At 71.1% G+C, this 20,113-nt stretch carries 18 protein-coding genes; 7 read left to right on the top strand and 11 right to left on the bottom strand.

Going from position 1 to position 20,113, the window contains the following annotated elements:
* Positions 1-344 precede the first annotated feature (344 nt).
* Positions 345-1,013, top strand: a complete 669-nt coding sequence (locus tag ACZ5D2_RS27885; RefSeq protein WP_371676472.1) for a bifunctional DNA primase/polymerase — start codon at positions 345-347, stop codon at positions 1,011-1,013.
* Between the two features lie 86 nt (positions 1,014-1,099).
* Here the strand turns inward: ACZ5D2_RS27885 and ftsY are convergent, their stop codons facing one another.
* The gene (ftsY, locus tag ACZ5D2_RS27880; protein ID WP_371676473.1) at positions 1,100-2,317 is read right to left on the bottom strand and encodes a signal recognition particle-docking protein FtsY; all 1,218 of its coding nucleotides are present in this window, start codon (positions 2,315-2,317) and stop codon (positions 1,100-1,102) included.
* Positions 2,318-2,462: 145 nt separating this feature from the next.
* On the opposite strand from ftsY, the gene ACZ5D2_RS27875 reads away from it, so the two are divergent.
* Entirely contained in the window at positions 2,463-3,917 is a 1,455-nt protein-coding gene (locus tag ACZ5D2_RS27875; protein WP_371676474.1) for a purine-cytosine permease family protein, read from the top strand.
* 62 nt (positions 3,918-3,979) lie between these two features.
* Positions 3,980-4,966, top strand: a complete 987-nt coding sequence (locus ACZ5D2_RS27870) for an LLM class flavin-dependent oxidoreductase (RefSeq protein ID WP_468932981.1) — start codon at positions 3,980-3,982, stop codon at positions 4,964-4,966.
* A 45-nt stretch (positions 4,967-5,011) separates the two neighbouring features.
* Here the strand turns inward: ACZ5D2_RS27870 and ACZ5D2_RS27865 are convergent, their stop codons facing one another.
* The 4 genes from ACZ5D2_RS27865 to ACZ5D2_RS27850 all read right to left on the bottom strand — a co-directional run bounded on the left by ACZ5D2_RS27865 (position 5,012) and on the right by ACZ5D2_RS27850 (position 11,524).
* On the bottom strand, positions 5,012-6,442 hold the full coding sequence (locus tag ACZ5D2_RS27865; RefSeq protein ID WP_371676476.1) for a sugar porter family MFS transporter: 1,431 nt from the start codon (positions 6,440-6,442) through the stop codon (positions 5,012-5,014).
* Positions 6,443-6,628: 186 nt separating this feature from the next.
* On the bottom strand, positions 6,629-10,456 hold the full coding sequence (locus tag ACZ5D2_RS27860; RefSeq protein ID WP_468932977.1) for an AAA family ATPase: 3,828 nt from the start codon (positions 10,454-10,456) through the stop codon (positions 6,629-6,631).
* A 221-nt stretch (positions 10,457-10,677) separates the two neighbouring features.
* Positions 10,678-10,893: a hypothetical protein gene (locus tag ACZ5D2_RS27855; protein WP_030227372.1), complete on the bottom strand. Its 216-nt coding sequence runs from the start codon at positions 10,891-10,893 to the stop codon at positions 10,678-10,680.
* 349 nt (positions 10,894-11,242) lie between these two features.
* Positions 11,243-11,524: an acylphosphatase gene (locus tag ACZ5D2_RS27850; RefSeq protein WP_371676478.1), complete on the bottom strand. Its 282-nt coding sequence runs from the start codon at positions 11,522-11,524 to the stop codon at positions 11,243-11,245.
* A gap of 130 nt (positions 11,525-11,654) precedes the next feature.
* On the opposite strand from ACZ5D2_RS27850, the gene ACZ5D2_RS27845 reads away from it, so the two are divergent.
* Positions 11,655-12,530: a CAP domain-containing protein gene (locus ACZ5D2_RS27845; protein WP_371676479.1), complete on the top strand. Its 876-nt coding sequence runs from the start codon at positions 11,655-11,657 to the stop codon at positions 12,528-12,530.
* 20 nt (positions 12,531-12,550) lie between these two features.
* On the opposite strand, the gene ACZ5D2_RS27840 is transcribed toward ACZ5D2_RS27845, so the two are convergent.
* The 4 genes from ACZ5D2_RS27840 to ACZ5D2_RS27825 all read right to left on the bottom strand — a co-directional run bounded on the left by ACZ5D2_RS27840 (position 12,551) and on the right by ACZ5D2_RS27825 (position 16,031).
* A complete protein-coding gene (locus ACZ5D2_RS27840) occupies positions 12,551-13,786 on the bottom strand; it encodes a tyrosine-type recombinase/integrase (protein WP_468932972.1) in 1,236 nt (411 codons plus the stop codon).
* Positions 13,786-13,983, bottom strand: a complete 198-nt coding sequence (locus tag ACZ5D2_RS27835; protein ID WP_468932970.1) for a helix-turn-helix transcriptional regulator — start codon at positions 13,981-13,983, stop codon at positions 13,786-13,788. Before ACZ5D2_RS27835 ends, ACZ5D2_RS27840 begins: the two co-directional genes overlap by 1 nt.
* The gene (gene repSA, locus ACZ5D2_RS27830; protein ID WP_468933014.1) at positions 13,964-15,367 is read right to left on the bottom strand and encodes a replication initiator protein RepSA; all 1,404 of its coding nucleotides are present in this window, start codon (positions 15,365-15,367) and stop codon (positions 13,964-13,966) included. The genes ACZ5D2_RS27835 and repSA overlap by 20 nt, the downstream gene beginning before the upstream one ends.
* A gap of 253 nt (positions 15,368-15,620) precedes the next feature.
* Entirely contained in the window at positions 15,621-16,031 is a 411-nt protein-coding gene (locus ACZ5D2_RS27825; protein ID WP_468932967.1) for a hypothetical protein, read from the bottom strand.
* 159 nt (positions 16,032-16,190) lie between these two features.
* On the opposite strand from ACZ5D2_RS27825, the gene ACZ5D2_RS27820 reads away from it, so the two are divergent.
* Positions 16,191-16,802, top strand: a complete 612-nt coding sequence (locus tag ACZ5D2_RS27820; RefSeq protein WP_468932964.1) for a helix-turn-helix transcriptional regulator — start codon at positions 16,191-16,193, stop codon at positions 16,800-16,802.
* Complete coding sequence (gene cutA, locus ACZ5D2_RS27815) at positions 16,799-17,119, top strand: divalent-cation tolerance protein CutA (RefSeq protein WP_468932961.1); 321 nt, start codon at positions 16,799-16,801, stop codon at positions 17,117-17,119. The genes ACZ5D2_RS27820 and cutA overlap by 4 nt, the downstream gene beginning before the upstream one ends.
* A gap of 658 nt (positions 17,120-17,777) precedes the next feature.
* Here the strand turns inward: cutA and ACZ5D2_RS27810 are convergent.
* Positions 17,778-18,389 (bottom strand): flavodoxin family protein, encoded by a 612-nt coding sequence (locus ACZ5D2_RS27810; RefSeq protein WP_371676480.1) that lies wholly within the window; start codon positions 18,387-18,389, stop codon positions 17,778-17,780.
* A gap of 136 nt (positions 18,390-18,525) precedes the next feature.
* Here ACZ5D2_RS27810 and ACZ5D2_RS27805 point away from each other — a divergent pair, with 136 nt between their 5' ends.
* Positions 18,526-18,930, top strand: a complete 405-nt coding sequence (locus ACZ5D2_RS27805; protein ID WP_371676481.1) for a winged helix-turn-helix transcriptional regulator — start codon at positions 18,526-18,528, stop codon at positions 18,928-18,930.
* Here ACZ5D2_RS27805 and mutM read toward each other — a convergent pair.
* Positions 18,903-19,772: a bifunctional DNA-formamidopyrimidine glycosylase/DNA-(apurinic or apyrimidinic site) lyase gene (mutM, locus tag ACZ5D2_RS27800; RefSeq protein WP_371676482.1), complete on the bottom strand. Its 870-nt coding sequence runs from the start codon at positions 19,770-19,772 to the stop codon at positions 18,903-18,905. The genes ACZ5D2_RS27805 and mutM overlap by 28 nt on opposite strands.
* Between the last annotated feature and the right edge of the window lie 341 nt (positions 19,773-20,113).

The following is a 20,113-nucleotide window of genomic DNA, read 5'->3' as shown; positions in this document are numbered from 1 at the left end:
TGGGACCTTCACAGGTCCTCCACAGTTTGCCTCCGGCATACCCACGACTGGGCTCGCCTTCCGGGTTGGTGCACCGAAAGTAATCCTACGATCACCCCTGCCGCGAGGTCGATCGCGGAAACGCCACCATTCGCCACCCCTTCGAATGAACTCCCCACCGGCCAGGCGCGATTCACTTGACACCACGGCGAAACAGAACGGTTGGACGGGAGTGCGCAGGGGGCGCGCGCGGCGAGGAGTGCGCCGGGCGGCCCCGGTGGAAGGCGTACCGCACCCGCCCGGCCGACCGGTCCCGCCGACGTCGTAACCACCGGCGCGTCCGACCCGTTGGAGGGGGCATGGGCATGGGCTTCACGATCGGCGGCAGCCGCGGCACCAAGGAGTTCCGTTCCGGCGTCCGGCGCCGCGGCCGGACCTCGGAGTGCACGACCGTGGCGGAGTACACGGGACTGTGGGGCTGGGACGCCGTTCCCGGCGCCCGCGCCGCGGCTCCGGCCCGGGACTGCTCCTGCGGCCATACGGACTGCGCCGCTCCGGGGGCTCATCCGCTGGACTTCGCTCCCACCGTCCCCGGGGGCGCCACCCTGGACGAGGTCACCGAGATCTGGGGCGAGTACCCCGGCGCGGCGATCCTGCTGCCCGTGGGCCGCGCCTTCGACCTGATCGAGGTCTCGGCCGAGGCCGGGCGGCGGGCACTGGTCCGGATGGAACGCATGGGGCTTCCGCTGGGGCCCGTCACGGTGACCCCGGACGGCCGCGCGCAGTTCTTCGTCGCCCCGGGCGCCGCCGCCGAGCTGCCGCAGCTGCTGTACCGGATGGGCTGGGACGACGCCGATCTGGACCTGCGCGCCCTGGGCCACGGCGCCTTCCTGACCGCCCCGCCCAGCGACCACGCGGGCCTGGGCCCGGCCGGCTGGCTGCGCCGGCCCGCGCTGGACTGCGCGGGCGGTCCGCCGCAGGCCCGCCTGCTGCTGGGCACCCTGGCCTACACCTGCCACCGCTTCCGGCGCTGAGGCCCCCACGGACACCGGTGCCCCCGCATCCGGCGCGGATGCGGGGGCACTGGTACGCGTGACGGGGCCGGGCACGGAGCCGGTCCTCAGTCGCCGATCAGGGCGTCCACGAAGGCTTCCGGCTCGAAGGGGGCCAGGTCGTCCGGGCCCTCGCCGAGGCCGACGAGCTTGACCGGGACGCCGAGCTCGCGCTGGACGGCGACGACGATGCCGCCCTTGGCGGTGCCGTCCAGCTTGGTCAGGACGATGCCGGTGATGTCCACGACCTCGGCGAAGACGCGCGCCTGGGTCAGGCCGTTCTGGCCGGTGGTGGCGTCGAGGACCAGCAGGACCTCGTCCAGCGGGCCGTGCTTCTCGACGACGCGCTTGACCTTGCCGAGCTCGTCCATGAGACCGGTCTTGGTGTGCAGGCGGCCGGCTGTGTCGATGAGGACCACGTCCGCGCCCTCGGCGATGCCCTCCTTGACCGCGTCGTAGGCGATGGAGGCGGGGTCGCCGCCCTCGGGGCCGCGCACGGTGCGCGCCCCGACCCGCTCGCCCCAGGTCTGCAGCTGGTCGGCGGCGGCGGCACGGAAGGTGTCGGCGGCGCCGAGCACCACGCTGCGGCCGTCGGCGACGAGCACACGGGCCAGCTTGCCGGTGGTGGTGGTCTTGCCGGTGCCGTTGACACCGACGACCATGACGACGGCGGGGGTGTCCACGCCGCTCTCGGTCTTCACGGCGCGGTCGAAGTCGGTGCCGACCAGGGTCAGCAGCTCCTCCTTCAGCAGCGTGCGCAGATCGGCGGGGGTACGGGTGCCGAGCACCTTGACCCGCTCCCGGAGCCGGTCCACCAGCTCCTGGGTCGGCACGACGCCGACGTCGGCGATGAGGAGGGTCTCCTCGATCTCCTCCCAGGTGTCCTCGTCGAGGTGCTCGCGCGAGAGCAGCGTGAGCAGCCCCTTGCCGAGCGAGTTCTGGGAACGGGCGAGCCGTGCGCGCAGCCGGACCAGGCGGCCGGCGGTGGGCTCGGGCACCTCGATCTCGGGTGCGGCCGGGGCCTCGGGCTCCGCCGCCGGCTCCTCGACCGGAGCCTCGGCCTCCGCCGTCGGGAGCCCGACCTCCTCGATGGTGCGGCGCGGCTCTTCCGCCGTCTCTACGGCGTCCTCCCCCACCTGCGGTTCGGCAGGCGGGGCAGTGATGGTCGGCGTGCTCGGCGGCGCCGTGGGGGGCAGCTGCTTCTTCTTGCGGCTGCTGACCACGAGCCCGCTGATCACACCGACCGCGACCAGGGCGATGACTACAGCAAGGATCAGGATTTCCATAACCACCCCAGTATCGGCCACGGGTCGCCCCGGGCCCCGGACCTTGGACGTTCCCACCGGAACCGAAAGCCGCCATTTGTGGTTTTAACGTCACATCCATGATGATGGACGGCTTGTCCCATGCCCCACCCCCAGGGAGTACCGCGTGCCTGCCGAAGAGACCGCCGTCGACGGCGCAGTCGAGAGCCGGGGCCTGGAACCCGTACCCGACGGCGAACGCGGCGGCCGGGTCCGCGAGCTCTTCCCCACCTGGGTGGCCGCCAACATCAGCGTGCTGCTGCTCACCATGGGCGCGGGCCTGGTGATCTTCAACAAGCTCAACATCTGGCAGGTGCTGGTCGTCGCGGTCGCCGCGCCGGTCGTCTCGTACGGCATGGTCGGCCTGATATCCATCGCCGGGAAGCGCGGCGGGGCCCCCGGCATGGCGCTCTCGCGGGCCGTCTTCGGCCAGCGCGGCAACCTCTTCCCCGGCGCCCTGATCTGGGTGGCCCGGTGGGGCTGGGAGACCATCAACGCGGTCAGCGGCGCCTACGCCGTCCTGACCGTCCTCGACCTGCTCTTCGGCGTCAGGGCCAACACCCCGCTGATCGTGGTCACCCTGCTCTTCTTCGTGGGCTGCACCTTCGTGGTCTCGGGGCTCGGCATCAACGCGCTGCGCGTCTGCTCGAAGTGGTCGACGTACCTCTTCGGCGCGTTCAGCGTGCTGGTCCTGGGCTACCTGCTCTTCACCACCGACTGGGCCGCCGTCTTCGCCAAGCCGGCCGGCTCCACGACGATGATGATCGCGGGCATCGGCACCATCGCGGCAGGCGGCATCAGCTGGGTCCCCTCGGGCCCCGACTTCACCCGCTACCTGCCCCGCGACGCCTCCTCCAGGGGGCTGGTCGGCGCGACGATCGGCGGCGCGGGCGTGGTCGTGCTGCCGATGGTGCTGATGGGCGCGGTGATGGCCGTCGGCACCCCGGACCTGGCGGGCGCCCAGGACCCGGTCTCCTTCATCGGCGAGCTGCTGCCGACCTGGATCGCGGTCCCGTACCTGCTCATCGCCCTCGTCGGCATGCTGCTGATCAACTCGATGTCCATGTACTCCGCCGGCTTCACCGCGCAGACCCTGGGCATCAGGGTGCCGCGCGCCGCCGCGGTCAGCGTCAACGCCGTCATCAGCCTGGTCTTCGGCTTCCTGCTGATGGTGGTCGCGACCGGCTTCTTCGGCTCGTTCATCTCCTTCCTGACCCTGCTGGCCGTGGCCTTCAGCGCCTGGATCGGCGTCTTCGGCGTGGACATGCTGCGCCGCACCTCCTACGACGGCCCGGCCCTGCTGGACACCACGCCGAGCAGTGCCTACTGGTACAGGGGCGGCTTCGCCTGGCAGGCCATGACGGCCTGGGGCGCGGCCCTGGTGGCCGGGCTGCTGTTCACCAGGGTGGACTGGTTCAGCGGGCCGCTCGCCTCCACCTGGATCGGGGAGAACGGCCTCGGCTGGGTGACCGGCATCCTGACCTCCGGCCTGCTCTACGCGGTACTGCCCCGCACCCCGGCCCCGGCAGCCGCGCCGGCCGCCGCCGAGGAGTCCGCACCCGCCGGATCCCTGTCCAACTGACGCCACGTCAGCTACCGTCCCCCTTCGCCCGCCCACCCACCTCCGGCGAAGGGGGACTCTCCATGCCCATCACCGTGGTCCGGTTCAATCTCGTCGACCCGCACGGCACCCCCGAGACCCTCTCGGCCCGCTACCGGGCCGCCCTGGAGATGGCGAAGTACGCGGACGACCTCGGCATCGACACCGTCCAGACCGAGGAGCACCACGGCACCGCCAACAACTGGCTGCCCTCCCCCTTCGCCTTCGCGGGCGCCGTGTTCGGCGCCACCCGCCGGATCGCGGTCACCGTGTCGGCGATCATCGGCCCGCTCCACGACCCTCTCAAGGTCGCCGAGGACATCGCCGTACTGGACCTGCTCAGCGGCGGCCGGCTGGTGACGGTGGCCGGCATCGGGTACCGGCCCGAGGAGTACGAGCAGCACGGCGTGGAGTGGGGCCGGCGCGGCCGGCTCCAGGACGAGCTGCTGGAGACCCTGCTGAAGGCCTGGACCGGCGAGCCGTTCACCTTCCGCGGCCGGACCGTACGGGTGACCCCGCGCCCCTTCACCCGGCCGCACCCGCTGCTGCTGGTCGGGGGCAGCTCCGAGGCCGCGGCCCGGCGCGCGGCCCGGCTCGGGCTGCCGTTCTTCCCCAGCGCGCACCTGCCGGAGCTGGAGGAGTACTACCGGGCCCGGCTGGCGGAGTACGGCACGGAGGGGTTCTGCATGATGCCCGCGGCCGAGACCCCGCTGCTGCACGTCGCCGAGGACCCGGACCGGGTCTGGGCGGAGTACGGGCACCACTTCCTGCACGAGGCGGCCACGTACGCCTCCTGGCAGTCCAAGGACATCCGCAGCGCGGTCAGATCGGGCGCGCGGTCGGTCGAGGAGCTGCGCGCGGAGGGCGTGTACCGGGTCCTGACCCCGGACGAGGCGGTGGCGTACGGAAGGGGCGCGGGCGAGGCCGGGAACCTGGTGCTGCACCCGCTGTGCGGGGGGATGCCGCTGGACGAGGGCAGGCGCAGCCTGCGGCTGCTGTGTGAACGGGTACTGCCCCGGCTCAAGGACTGAGCCGGGGCAGCGCCCGCGGAGGAGAGGGGTGGTGGCGGGGGATGGTTACCCCATCTCCTCCAACGCCTTGCCCTTGGTCTCCGGCACCCACTTGAGGATGAACGGGATCGAGAGCAGGGCGAAGAACGTGTAGATCAGGTAGGCGCCGGACAGGTTCCAGTCCGAGAGGCTCGGGAACGACACCGTGATGACCCAGTTGGCGATCCACTGTGCGGACGCGGCCACGCCGAGGGCCGCGGCGCGGATGCGGCCCGGGAACATCTCGCCGAGCAGCACCCAGACCACCACGCCCCAGGACAGGGCGAAGAAGAGGACGAAGCAGTTGGCCGCGATGAGGGCGACCAGCCCCTGGGTGTGCGGCAGGGCGATCTCGCCGCCGCTGGTGTCCTTGTAGGAGAAGGCCCAGGCTGCGCACCCGAGGGAGATCGCCATGCCGGCGGAGCCGATGAGGGCCAGCGGCTTGCGGCCGATGCGGTCGACCAGCAGCATCGCGATCACCGTACCGATGATGTTCACGACGGAGGTCTCGAAGGAGTACAGGAACGAGGAGCTCGGGTCGATGCCGACCGACTGCCACAGCGACGAGCTGTAGTAGAAGATCACGTTGATGCCGACGAGCTGCTGGAAGACCGACAGGCCGATACCGATCCAGACGATCGGCAGGAAGCCGAAGCGGCCGCCGAGCAGGTCCGTGAACCTCGGCTTGTGCTCCGAGTGGATGGCGCTGTCGATCTCGCGGACCCGGGCGTCGGCGTCGATGTTGTCGCCCTCCACCTCGCGCAGCACCGTCTTGGCCTTCTCCATGCGGCCGACCGAGACGAGGAAGCGCGGGGACTCGGGGATCGCGAAGGACAGCAGGCCGTAAAGGACGGCCGGGACCACCATGACGCCGAGCATCCACTGCCAGGCTTCCAGGCCGCCGAGCTCACCGCGCTGGTCGCCGTCGGCGAGGTTGAGGATGCCCCAGTTGACCAGCTGCGAGACGGCGATGCCGATGACGATCGCGGCCTGCTGGAAGGAGGCGAGCCGGCCGCGGTAGGCGGGCGGCGAGACCTCGGCGATGTAGGCGGGGCCGATGACCGAGGCCATGCCGATGCCGAAGCCGCCGATGATGCGCCACATGGCGAGGTCCCAGAGGGCGAACGGCAGCGCGGAACCGATGGCGCTCGCGGTGAAGAGGACCGAGGCGATCTGCATGCAGCGGATCCGGCCGATCCGGTCGGCGATGCGGCCGGCCGTGGCCGCGCCGAAGGCGCAGCCGATCAGCGCCGCCGCGATCACCTGGGCGAGGACGGCGGACCCGACGTCGAAGCGGTCCCGGATCGCCTCGACCGCGCCGTTGATGACGGAGCTGTCGTATCCGAAGAGGAATCCGCCCATGGCCGCGGCCGCGGTGATGAAGATGACGTGCCCGAGGTGCTCGGGGTGCGGGCTCTGCCCACCGGGCGCGGGCGTCTTCGCTGTGCTGCTGGTCAAGGTGTGCTCCGTGGGGGTTTCGTCCGTTCTCCTAGTGGCGCACAGGTCAAGATCGGGCACCACCGGAAGACCGGGAGACAGCGGAGCGAGCCTATGCGTTCATTTCCTGAAGTCAATAGCTGATGTGAAGGTCGGGTTAAGCGGCCTGTCGGAACATTGACTTCACTTCTTGAAAACTGAAGGGGTTCAGCGCAGCCGCTGGCTGATCACCTTCGAGACGCCGTCGCCCTGCATCGAGACGCCGTAGAGCGCGTCCGCGACCTCCATCGTCCGCTTCTGGTGCGTGATGACGATCAGCTGCGAGCTCTCCTGGAGCTCCACCATGATCCGGATCAGCCGCTGGAGGTTCGTGTCGTCCAGGGCCGCCTCGACCTCGTCCATCACGTAGAACGGGCTGGGCCGGGCCTTGAAGATGGAGACCAGCAGTGCCACGGCCGTCAGCGAGCGCTCGCCGCCCGACAGCAGGGACAGCCGCTTGACCTTCTTGCCCGGCGGGCGGGCCTCGACGTCCACGCCGGTCGCCAGCATGTCGTCCGGGTCGGTGAGCACGAGCCGGCCCTCGCCGCCGGGGAACAGCCGCGAGAACACGCCCTCGAACTCGCGGGCGGTGTCGTGGTAGGCCTCGGTGAAGACCTGCTCCACCCGCCGGTCCACCTCCTTCACCACTTGAAGGAGATCGGCCCGCGTCTTGCGCAGGTCGTCGAGCTGCTCGCTGAGGAACTGGTGCCGCTCCTCCAGCGCCGCGAACTCCTCCAGCGCGAGCGGGTTGACCTTGCCGAGCTGCTGGTAGGCGCGCTCCGCCGACTTCAGGCGCTTCTCCTGCTGCGCACGGACGAACGGGCCAGGCCGGTTGCGGGGGTCCTGCGGATCCTCCGGAAGGACCTCGCCCTCGGCCGGCGGGGACGGCGGGACCGGCTGGTCCGGCCCGTACTCCGCGACCAGGGCCGCCGGCTCCACGCCCAGCTCCTCCAGCGCCCTGGTCTCCAGCTGCTCGATCCGCAGCCGCTTCTCGGCGCCCAGCACCTCTCCCCGGTGCACGGAGTCGGTGAGCTTGTCGAGCTCGGCCTTCAGGTCACGGCCCCGGCCCCGGGCCTCGCCGAGCTCCCGTTCGCACAGCCCCTTGGCCCCTTCGGCCGCCGTACGCTCCCGGTCCGCGCGGCCGATCGACACCGCCAGGTGCGCCAGGAGCTGCCGCGCGCCCTCGGCGACGGCCCGGCCCACCTCGGCCTCGTGGCGCAGCCGCTGCCGGCGCCGCTCCGCGCGGGTCCGGGCCTCGCGTTCCGCACGGGCCGCGCGGTCCAGCCCGTCCGCGCGCCCGGCCAGCGCCTTGACCCGCTCCTCGTGGGTACGCAGTTGCAGGCGGGCCTCCATCTCGGTCTGCCGCGCGTTCGCCCCGTCGGCCGCGAGCCGGTCCCGCGCCGAGGTGTCGGGTTCCCGCTCCACGGGCATCTCCTCCACCGCAGCGAGCCGCTCCGCGCACTCCGCCACGTCCACCCGGGCCCGTTCCAGCGCCTCCTCGGCCTTGGCCGCGGCCAGGGCGCTGCGTTCGGCTTCGCCGAGGGCCCCCTTCGCCTGCCCGGCCAGCCTCCCGAGCTGCTGCGCGACCCCGGCGCGGGCCTGCTCCCCGGCGCGGCGCCGCTCGGCGAGCTCCTCGGCGAGGGCGGCTGCCGCGTCGCGGCGGGCCCGGGCGTCCGCCTCGGCCCCGGTCAGCTCCCGGCACTCCCCGTCCAGCCGCTCCAGCTCCGCCGCCGCCTCGTCGACTGCGGCCTGCACCTCGATCAGGCTGGGTGCGCCCGCGGAGCCGCCGTGTGCGAGGTGCGCCCCGAGGACGTCCCCGTCGGCGGTCACCGCGACCAGGCCGGGGTGCCCGGCCACCACCGCTTCGGCCTCCTCCAGGCTGCCGACCACGACGTGGTCCCGCAGCACCCAGGCCACGGCCCGGCGCACCTCCGCGTCCCCGCCCACCAGTGCGGCGGCCTCCCGCCACGCGGGCCCGCCCGCGGTCAGGACCGGAGCGTGCGGTTCCGTCGCCCCGGCCTCGGTCCCGTGGCCGGGGGCCGGGGAGGGGGCCGGGTGGGGGACCTCGTCCGGACCCCGGTCCTGTACGGGCAGGGCGGTACCGCCGCCCGGCGCGGGAGCCCGGCCGGGGAGCGCAGCGTCCGGAGCCCGGTCCGGGGCCGCTGCGTCCTGGGCCTGGCCCGGGACCGCCCCGCCCGGAGCCTGACCCGGGGCGGCTGCGTCCGGGGCCTGGCCCGGGAGGGGAATCGCTCCGCCGCGGGCCTGGCCCGGACCCGGGATGACGGCCGGGGCCACCAGGAACGTGGCGCGGCCCGCGTCACCGGCCCGCAGGTGGCGGATGGCCAGGGCCGCCGCCGCCGGGGAGGCCACGGCCACCGCGTCGGCCGCGGCCCCGAGCGCCGCCGCCACCGCCACCTCGTACCCGGGGGCGACCGTCACCCGCTCGGCGGCCGGCCCCAGCAGTCCGGCCAGCCGTTCGCGAGCAGCGAGCAGCGCCCCCGTCCCGTCCTTGCGCCGCAGCCCCAGCGCGAGCGCCTCCCGCCGCGCCGACACGGCGGCCCGGGACCGTTCCGCCGAGGTCAGCGCCTCCCGGGCGGCGGCCAGCGCGGCCTCCGCCCCGGTCGACGCGGCCCGCGCCGCGTCGTACTCGGCCTCCACCTCAGGGTCTTCGAGCCCGCCGACCTCCTCGGCCAGCGCCTCGTACTCCTGACGGGCGGCCTCCGCCCGGACCCGCGCCTCGTCCCGGGCGGCCACGAGCCGGTCGATCTCGGCCTCGGCGGCTCCGGCCCGGGAGCGGGCCGCGCCCAGGCGCCCGTTCAGCCGGGCCAGTTCCTCACGCCGGTCGGCGACGGCCCGAGCCGCGTCCCGCAGCCGCCGTTCCTCCTCGGCGAGGGCACGCTCCAGCCCGGCCCGGTGCTCGGCGGTGTCCTCCAGCGCGCGCTCGGCGGCCTCCAGCGCGGCGGTCAGCTCCGCCTCCTGCTCCCGGATCCGGGTGGCCTCCCGTTCCAGTTCCTCGGGGTCGCGGCCGCGCCGCTCGTCCTCCACCGGCGCCGACGCGCTCTTGATCCGCGCCAGCGCCAGGGACTCGGTCCCCCGCACCCGCTCGGCCAGCTGCGAGAGCTCGTGCCAGGTCTGCTGCGCCCGCCGGAGCCGGGGCGCGAGGCGGCGTACCGATTCCTCCAGCGCCGCCTCCTGCCTCAGCGCCCCGGCCAGGTCCCGTTCGGCGGACTCCTTGCGCTCCTTGAGCGCGGCCTCGTCGGCGATCTCCGCGTCGAGGGCGCCGCGCAGGGCCACCAGGTCGTCGGCGAGCAGCCGCAGCCGCGCGTCGCGCAGGTCGGCCTGGATCACGGCGGCCCGCCGGGCCACCGCGGCCTGCCGGCCCAGGGGCTTGAGCTGGCGCCGCAGTTCGTCCGTCAGGTCCTGCACCCGCGCGAGGTTGGCCTGCATCGCGTCGAGTTTGCGCAGGGCCTTCTCCTTGCGCTTGCGATGCTTGAGTACCCCCGCGGCCTCCTCGATGAAGGCGCGCCGGCCCATCGGGTCGGCGTGCAGGACGGAGTCGAGCCGGCCCTGCCCGACGATGACGTGCATCTCGCGGCCGATGCCGGAGTCGGAGAGCAGCTCCTGGATGTCGAGGAGCCGACAGGTGTCCCCGTTGATCTGGTACTCGCTGCTGCCGCCGCGGAACATGATCCGCGTGATGGTGACCTCGGCGTACTCGATCGGCAGCGCGCCGTCGGAGTTGTCGATGGTGAGGGAGACCTCGGCCCGCCCCAGCGGGGGGCGGCCCGTGGTCCCGGCGAAGATGACGTCCTCCATCTTCCCGCCGCGCAGGGATTTGGCCCCCTGCTCCCCCATGACCCAGGACAGCGCGTCCACCACGTTGGACTTGCCCGATCCGTTCGGTCCCACCACGCAGGTGATGCCCGGCTCGAAGCGCAGGGTGGTCGCGGAGGCAAAGGATTTGAAGCCACGCAGGGTCAGGGACTTGAGGTGCACGCCGCCGGACTCTACCTTTCACGTTCGGTTTCGCCCATGAAGGTGCAGGGCACATCAGACGTTAAAGGAGTGGGCCCCCCACCTGGCCCAATGCGGGCTCGCGGCGGGAAGGCGGCGGGGAAGGACGCGGAGCGGGACGGCCGCCGGTGAAAGAAAGAAGGGACGCCGGAGCGTCCCTTGCAGATCATGCGGGGCTGGAGTGGAACGACGAGTAGCGCGGATCAGGTGAGCGCAGGCTCCGCCTGGGGTACGTCGAGGTCAATGCTGTCCAGCAGCGAGTCTCCGTGCTGAGCGGCGGCAGCGTTCAGTGCGTCGTTCTCGGACTGGATCCGTCCGAGCTCGGACTCGAGGTCCTGGACGCGCTGCTGAAGCCGTCGCATCTCGGCGAGGAGTCGCGGGTCGGAACCGCCGACGTAACCGAGAAGCGCCTTTGCCATGATGGATGGTCCTCCACACTGAGTGACCGACCGAAGCGGTGTGGGTCGTGAGGGAATCGCACCCGCGGATGTCCGGCAGCGACTGTCAGTCACTGCGCTTACTACTGCCAGCACTGCCAAACAGCTCAGGTGCGCGGGGCTTCCAGCGTCTCACCAAAAAGTTTGACGGTCAACACGATCACGCCCTGTATCGGCGGGCGGCCCGGCCGGCTCGGGCGGCGGGGAGGTCGGCCTCGGTTCCGAGCCTTCCACGAATCGATCTCCCCGGCAACGCCTCGACGGTGAATGCGCAGTTCCGACCGTGTGCGGTCCATCCGGCGATGCGATCAGTCCATGATCGGTCGATCGGTCACCGGATCTCGAAGCCGTCGTAGCCACCGCGCGGTGTGCCCCAGATCTCTGTCACCCCGTCCACCCGCCCGGGCGTGTCGGCGGAGCGGAGCCAGTCCAGCAGCCGGTGGCAATTCTCACGTTGACCTTCCGCCACCACCTGCACTCGGCCGTCGTCGAGATTGAGCGCGAAGCCGACCAACCCTCCGATCTCCAGAGCATTGGCCCTGGTGAACCAGCGGAAGCCCACCCTCTGTACTCGGCCGCGTACCCAGGCGGTCAGCCGGACGTCTTCATTCATGCATGAACGCTAACGGGGCAAACGATTCCGGAGCACATCGCCCCCCTGGACTCATCGGCTACAGTCCCCCACCAATGCTTCACCCGTTCGGGTGCGCAGGGTCGATCTTGTGAGGGAAGGCAAGCCGCCGATGGGACGCCACCGACTCCACGCCACGCCGCGCCGCGGCGTCCGGCGCCGCACCGCCGTGCTGGGCGGGGTGCTCGGCGTGTCCGTGGCGGTGGCCCTCGGCACGGCGGCCGTCACGACCGGCTTCGTGCCGGTCGGCGGCTCCTTCCCCTACGTGGGCACGGACTCCGGGAGCCGGACGCAGGCCGGGGCGGAGCCGTCGGCGAGCCCCGAGCGGCAGGCGCCGGAACAGCAGGGCGGCCTGGCCAACCTGTCCGGTCGCGCCTCCTCCGCCCCCGAGACGGGCGCCCCTTCGGCCTCCCCCTCCCCTTCGACCTCCCCCTCCCCTTCGGTCTCGGCTTCCCCGTCGGCCTCACCCTCGACGGCCCCCTCCCCCGCGGCCCCGACCGAGGAGCCGGAGAAGAGCGCCGCCCCGCAGACCACGAAGCCCGCGCCCCCGAAGACGGCCGCGCCGAAGCCCCCTGCTCCCAAGCCCTCCGTGACGACGCCCGACGACGGGCACTCCGCGGAGGAGGCCGCCGTCCTCACTCTGGTGAACCAGGAGCGGGCCCAGGCCGGGTGCGTCCCGGTCCGCGCGAACCCGCCGCTGGCCTCGCTGGCCGCGGCCTTCAGCAAGGACATGGCCGTACGGGGCTTCTTCGACCACACCGACCCGGACGGGAACACCCCCTGGAACCGGGCCGACAAGGCCGGGATCTCCGGCCTCGGCGGCGAGAACATCGCGCGCGGCCAGGGTGACGCCAAGTCCGTGATGGCGGCCTGGATGAACAGCCCGGGCCACAAGGCGAACATCCTCAATTGCGAATACCGGACCCTGGGCGTGGGCGTCTACTTCGGCGCCGGCGGCCCCTGGTGGACCCAGGACTTCGGCTTCTAAGATTTCCGCAGGTCAGCGACCTATGAGCTTTCGTGGGCCGTCTCGGGGCCGTCATCGGCAACCGGGGCGGCCCACGCTGCGTCTACGGCGGCCCGCGTACGGGTCTCGCTGGACGGCATGAGGTGCGTATAGGTGCGCAGCGTGAAGCCCGGGTCATGGTGGCCGAGGTACTCACTCAGGGCCTTGATGCTCTCCCCCGCGTCCAGGAGCACGGACGCGTAGAAGTGCCGGAGCGCGTGCATGCCGTTGTCCCGCCCGTTTGCGACATCGGCGGCACGGAGGGCAGGACGCCACTGCCGGTCGTTGAACCGATTTCGGTTCAGGGAGAGGCCCTCAGGGCTCCGGAAGATCAAAGACGCAGTGACCGGCGGGCCGTCCAAGGTCTTCCAGGGCAACGTCACCTCCGCCGCCGGGAAGCTGGTGAGGTGGCCGGCCAAGGCGAACGCAATGGACTCGGGGAGGGGAACGTCCCGCTCCTTGCCACCCTTGGGTGGGGCAAATACAGGTCGGTTGCGCAGGAGCTTCACCTGCCGGACCACATGCACGACGCCGCCGAGGAAGTCGACGTCCTCGACAGCCAGGCCAAATACCTCTCCTTGGCGAAGGCCGCAACCGGCGGCGGGGTCGACGAGCGCTTGGTATCTCTCGGGCAGAGCGGCACGGACGGCCATGACGCGATCAATGGACCACGGCTTGACCTTGCGCGGATCGAGGCGAGGAGCCTTCACGGACCGCGCGCTACAGGGGTTGGCCCGGATGACGCGGTCCTCCACAGCAGCCGTGAACACCGTGGAGACGTGAGCAAAGATCCCACGCCGGTAGGCGGCTGACAGTCCCGCGTCCTCAAGGGTCCGCATCCAGAGCCGTAGGTGCGTCGGGTTGAATGACCCGATGGGGCGCTTGCCGATGTGCGGGAGCGCGTGGAGACGCAGCCGCATCTCTACAGACTCGCGAGTGGATGGGTCGGTCATCTGCGTCTTCACCCACTTGGCGGCGTACTGCTCGAAGGTGACCTTGCCTGCCTCAGGAGCGATGTAGTCGCCACGCGACATGTCCGCTTCGATGTTCGACAACCACGTCTCGGCCCTGCGCTTCTGCTTGTCCGGGAAGCTCTTGGACTTCTCGCTGCCATCGGGGCCGACGTACCGCGCGCGGTAGCGCATACCCACGCCGTGGCGGCCGGTCGCGACCCTGACCGTCCTACCATCCGGACCGGGCTCGGTCTTGTACCAGCGGTCTTGGATGTGTCCAGCCATTACGCGGCTTCCTTGTCCATGAGCGAGGCGACCCAGACGCGGACGTCCTCAGGGTCGAAGCGGAGATGCCGGCCAACGCGGAAGCCGCGGGGCCCGGTGTCTTTGCGGCGCCATTGGTAGACCGTCTCCAGCGGGATGCCGAGAAGGTCCGCCAGGTCGACGGGGGTCAAATAGCGCTCAGGCAGTGCGCGGGCCACGGTCACCACTCCCCTTTGGCGCGTCAGCTTCGAGTTCTGCGAGTGCTTCGCGTGCGGTGTCACGGTTGGTCTTGATGTCACGGGCGATGGATTGGGCGAGCCAGGACTCACCCGGGGTGTGACCGTGACCGGCGTACGCCCAATGGGCGATTACCAGCGTGGAACCCTCCGAGTCGTCGGAGTCGGGCAGTCCTCGCTCGCGGCGTTCCTGGGCAGCGCGGTAGTCGGCTCGGGTCTGGCGGAGGGCGCCAAGGGTGGTGGAGTATGCGCGGGACTTCGTGGAGAAGTGGCCCCGGAAGCCGAGCATGTGCGACCAGTGCGCGAGCAGCCGGTCCGGGTAGGCGTCATCGAGTTCCCAGCAGGCTTCGATCAAGCGGCGCGTGTGGGCGGGCAGCCGGAGCTTGTCCAGTTCGGCAAGTTCGCCGATGCGCCGGTCTGTAGTGCCGGTAGTCTCGGCAGCCTTTGTCGCGTACTTCGCCACGTAGGCGGCGACGGCCTGTTCGGTCAACTCCTGATGGCCGAGTCCGCCGATGGGCTGGACGTCTACCTGCGTACCCCAGTACAGAGTCCGGGCAGGATGACCCTCGGAAGCCGGAACCCGGATGGCGACTCGGCCGGCGGCGGCCCGGATTGCGTCGTCCAGCAGGCCGACCGATGCCCAAGCAGGTGGAAGACCGTTGGGTCCGTCCGGCCCGTCGAGGCGGACCACGGCGTGAAAATGAATCGCTCCGCGCTTCTGGAACTCGGCGACCTTCCCGAAAGAGACTCGGCAGGACTCTTTCAGATCCGTCTGCGTGATCCCGGTACGGGCGGCGATCTCCCGGCGCAGGTAGATCGTGAAGCGCTGCCAGAGCTGCCCGGCGTAGTTGTTCCAGAGCACCGCGCCCGCGTAGTCGTACCTGCCGGGGGTCAGGGCCGTGCCCAGCAGTGGGTCAGTCTCGGCATGCGCGGTGCCGCAGCGGCAGCAGCCGGAAGACGGGCGGTTGTGGACGGGGCCGAAAGAAGGGGCAGTGAGGGTAGCGAAGACTCGGGGGTGCTCCCGGACCGTCACAGGCACCTGTTTGGTCTCGTCGCCGGTGATTCCGGCCCGGATGAGGTGGTACGTGTCTCCGGCGTAGGTCCAGGCGCAGGAGGGACAGCGGGAGGCCCGCCGGTTGCCGCACGCGATCCGTATCCGGCCGCCGGGTTCGCCAGCGGTCGAGTACGAGTAGAGGACATCCCCGGTGTGGCAGTCGCGGGTGACGGTGGAGCCTGAAAGGTGGATCGGGTCCGAGCAGCCGCCGGTACGGCGAACCTGTTCCTGCCAACGGTCGAAGCCCGGCGAGGCCGCGACCCGCAAGAGATCGGCGAGGGTGAGCGGGTCGGTGCCCACGGCCGCCGCCATCTCAGTGACAGCGGCCGGGGGCACAGGAAAGTGCGTCACCAGCGGCGCCCCTTCTTCGGGGTGCTGGCTGAAGCCGACGAGGAGCCGGAGGTGTTATCCGTAGGCCGCCCAGGCGATCCCTTGCGGCCCATCCTGGGCGCGTCCACGCCCTTGCCCGCGCAGTAGCGCTGGTGGCTGCTGGCGACCTTGCGCGCCTCATCGGCGTCGGAGTCGAGCGGGTCACGTGACTGGCCGAAGCCGCGTCCCCATCCCATTACGCCGCCACCTCCACCGATACCGGGCGGAGTGAAGCGGCCGACTGAGCCTGACGCCACAGCGCCTCGCGGCTCACGGACGCGCGGAACGTCACGAGCGAGGCGAGCGTCTCGGCACGGTCACGGCGAGCCTTGTTGCCGAACCCCTCAGCGCTCCCCTCCTCCGAGGTGATGCCATCCAGCCAGTCCAGCCGGTGATCACGCTGCACAGCAGCCAGGTAGGCCAGGTCCACAAGACCCAGGCGAGCAGCACCCTGGGCGATCCAGGCGCACACCTTGTCGTCGTCGCCTCGCCGGTATCGGTACAAGGTCGGCATGTCCGAGGCATACAGAGCCACGGCGCGTTCCCCGTTGGAGAGATCGAGGCTGGATAAGCGGGCCTGCTGCACACTCGTGAGTGATGCGGGCATGATGAAAGCTCCCTTCGAGGGACGGGAGCGGCGGGCTGCTTGGTGGTAGGGCGCCGCTCCCGGCTTTTTAGCCCCATCGAGGGGACTAATTCGTCCTCTCATGGTGAGGACAGATGCGTCCGCTTGTCAAGGACTAAGTAGTCCCCCGATGATGGAGGCATGGAGCTACATGAAGTGATTCGCAGAAGGCGTGCCGAGCTAGGCATGTCTCAGGCCGAACTAGCCACAGCAGCAGGCGTCGCCCAGCGGCAGGTCAGGCGGTACGAAGCTGGCGAACAACAGCCGGTGCTCTCAGTTGCCGTTGCCATCGCACGCGCGTTGGGCATCACCGTCAACGAACTGGCCGGCCAGCCAAGCCACCGCGTCGATTTGTCCGGTACATGGTGGATGTCGTGGCAGACCACCAGGGACAACGAACGCGTGGTTACCGCCCAGGAGGTCAACTTCGCCCAGCAGGAAGAGTTGATCCATCTCGACACGGTCAGCCGAGGACTCAGCGTCGAGGCGGGCGGCTACCACTGGCGCGGAGAGCTGCGCCTCTGGGACCAAGAAGTCCTCATGGGCTGGTACGTAGCTAACGACGGCCCAGTGCGCTCTAAAGGGACCTTGTACTTCGTCCTGCACCCCCACGGGATCAACATGTCCGGCCGCTGGGTGGGACTCGGTTATGACGGCAATGTGATGACTGGGTGGGGGACGGCGGCCCGGAGCAAGGATGAAGCACTGGAGTTGAACGCCAAGCTTCAGCGGGATCAGGGGATCTCGCCGTGAAGGACATCTGTGCCGTACTGATCACCGCTCCGGATGCGGAATGGCTCGGATCATTCGTGCGCGGCCTGGTCGGCGATCGGCTATGCGCTGCTGGCCACATCTCCCCGGTGAGATCCATCTACCGATGGGAGGGAGAAGTCCACGACACCGGCGAAGCCCTTGCGACCCTGCGTACGGTACGGAGCCGTGTTCCCGAGATCATCGCCCGCGCGAAGCATGAGCACCCCTACCTGGTGCCCAGCATCATCACGCTGCCGATCGATGACGCCACACCCGACTATCGCGCATGGATCGTCGAGCAATCGAGCCCGGAATAGCCGAGCCTGTTACAGGTTTCTCTACCTCATCAAGCACCCGGCTGCGCTCCGCTCCGCCGGGCGGGCTTCCCGGCGCCGCTCTGCGCGACGCTCCTGCCTTCGGCCCGCTCCGCGCACGCTCCGCCGACGCCCGCCCCTGCAAGGCGGGATAGGCCCAAGGGCATGAGTCGATTCCCTACGGGCCGCTGGTTCCATCTCTTACCGAACATGCCTCCGGCGGGGGCGCTCCGACTCCGGGATGGCGGGGGCGCCGCTCGCGGGTGCCGGCCGAATGGGGCTGATGCGGGGAACTCCCATCCCGTCTGCCGTCGACCCAGGACAAGCCGAGCAGACACGGTGCTGGGCGTCCAGGTCGTTCGTACAGTGGCGCGCTCCACCTGGACGCCCAGCACCGCGTCCGCTCCACATGCGTGTGGGTCGACGGCAGACGGGATGGGAGTTGAGGGTGGGTAGTCGGCGGGGCCGTCGCTGGGCCGTCCGAGGGCAGCCGAAGGCGACCAACGTTGACAACCATCGACGACTAAGTCGCAGGTCACAGCGTTGGCCGCAGAAAGGGCCCCAGGTCAGCGAGGCCCCATGTCACTTCTTCGGCTTCTGACGGTCCCGCCCGCCCGGATTCCGGGCGGGCCCTCGGGCAGCCCGCCCTCCCCGGTACCGGTCAGGCGCCGGACGCCGCCAGCGCCGCCCGGCCGGCCAGGACCACGCGGGCGTGCTCGGCGACCCGGCGGCCGAGGTGCTCGGCGGTCGCGATGTCGGCCTTGTGCACGCCCTCCGGGCCCTCGTCGGAGTTGGTCTGGGCCGCCGCCCCGGAGGAGAAGCCGAGGCGGTTGAGGTCGAACTCGGTACCGGCGGTGGAGTTCCAGCCCGGCTTCAGGCCCAGGTTGACCCAGCTCATGCCGTGCTGGGAGGCCAGCATCTGGAAGTACTGCAGGGTGTTCAGCTTGTCTCCGGCCTTGGAGGCGGAGTTGGTGAAGCCCGCGGCGATCTTGTCCTGCCACACGTCGCCGAACCAGCGCTTCGAGGTGGCCTCGGCGAAGACGTGGAAGGCGCCGGAGGCGGTGCCCATGTAGGTCGGGGAGCCGAAGACGATCGCGTCCGAGCCGTCGAGCAGTTCCCACTCGGCGTCGGTGATCGCGTCGACCTTGATCAGGTGGACCGTGGCGCCCGTGGCGGCGGCGCCCTCCCGCACGGCCTCGGCGACGACGGCGGTGTGCCCGTAGCCGGAGTGGTAGGCGATCGAGACGACGGGGGCGGACGCGGTGGTGGACATGGTGGTTCTCCTCAAGAGCGGGTGCGGGTGCACCGCCGTGCGCCGGGCACGGAGCGGTGCGACGAGAGAAAGAGAACCACTAACTTTTCGAAAGCGCAAGCGGACAGTTAGCGCTGCCCAGGAGTACGCTGTCCCTATGGAGACCCCTGTCTGTACCGACGCCACCACGGCCGACCTGCCGTTCGACGTCTTCGCGCGCGCGTGCCCGTCCCGGGAGACCCTGGAACACGTCACCGGCCGCTGGGGCAGCCTCACCGTCGGCGCCCTGCACGACGGCCCCTGCCGCTTCAACGAGCTGCGCCGCCGGGTCGAGGGCGTGAGCGAGAAGATGCTCTCCCAGACCCTGCACGCCCTGGAGCGGGACGGCATCGTCCACCGCGAGGCCCAGCCCACCAACCCGCCCCGGGTCGACTACGAGCTCACCCCGCTCGGCCGCGAGGTCGCCGACCGCCTGCTCTCCTTGATCCACTTCCTGGAGGGCAGCATGGACGAGGTCCTCACCTCCCGGCAGTCCTACGACACCGCGCGCGGCGGCCGCTGACAGCGCGGGCAGAAGTAGCTCGACCGGTTCATCCACGCCCGCCGCCGGATCGGCGTGCCGCAGCGCCGGCACGGCTCGCCCTCGCGGCCGTACGCGTCGAGGGACCGGTCGAAGTAGCCGGATTCGCCGTTCACGTTGACGTACAGGCTGTCGAAGCTGGTCCCGCCGACGTCCAGCGCGGCGTTCATGACCTCCCGCGCCCTGGCCAGGAGTTCCGCGCTCCGGGGGCGGGTGAGGGTGGCGGTGGGGCGCTCGTAGTGCAGCTTCGCGCGCCACAGGGCCTCGTCAGCGTAGATGTTGCCGACCCCGCTGATCAGGGACTGGTCCAGCAGCGCCCGCTTGAGCGTGGTGCGCTTGGCGCGCAGCGCCAGGTGGTAGGCCCCCTCGTCGAAGAGCGGGTCGAGCGGGTCGCGGGCGATGTGCGCGATGACGTCGGGCAGCCCCTCGGCGCTGCCGGGGACGGTCTCGTGCAGCGAGAGCCCGCCGAAGGTCCGCTGGTCCACGAAGCGCAGCTCGGTCCCGGCGTCGTCGTCGAAGCGGATCCGGATCCGCAGGTGCTTCTCGTCGGGGGCGCCGGCCGGCTGCACCAGCAGCTGCCCGCTCATCCCGAGGTGCCCGAGGACGGACAGGTCCCGCTCCTCCAGCGGCAGCCAGAGGTACTTGCCGCGCCGCCTCGGCACACCGATGGTCTGCCCGGCCAGGCGCGCCGCGAAGTCGGCCCCGCCCGCCGGGTGGCGGCGTACGGCCCTGGGGTGGAGCACCTCCACGGACTCGACGGTCCGCCCGGCCACCCACCGTTCCAGACCGCGCCGCACCACTTCGACCTCGGGCAGCTCGGGCACGGTTCTCCTCCGGGTTCGACGCGGATCCGCTCGCTGCGGCCGAGCCTACCGGCCCCTCCCACGGCCTCCGGAAACGGGTCCGCCCCGCCCCCCGCCGGAGCGGGGGGCGGGGCGGGAACGTCCCGAAGGAAGGGTCAGACGCCGGGTGCCGGGTCGACGGGCGTCGGCGCCCCGCCGTTCCCGGCCTCGGTCCCGGCCGGAGCCGGGTCCTGCGCCGGAGCGGGGGGGGGGGGGGGCGCGGTCCCCCGCCCCCCCCCCCCTTTGGCAGAAAGGCCCCGCCCCCCCGACCCCCCCCACCCCTGCTTCCCTTCCCTCTTTCTTGTGCCTGTTGCTGTGTCGTA

It is taken from the genome of Streptomyces sp. NPDC031479 (assembly GCF_055581065.1).
Note: the sequence above shows the minus strand (reverse complement) of the source record. Positions and strands in the feature narration are given on the sequence as shown.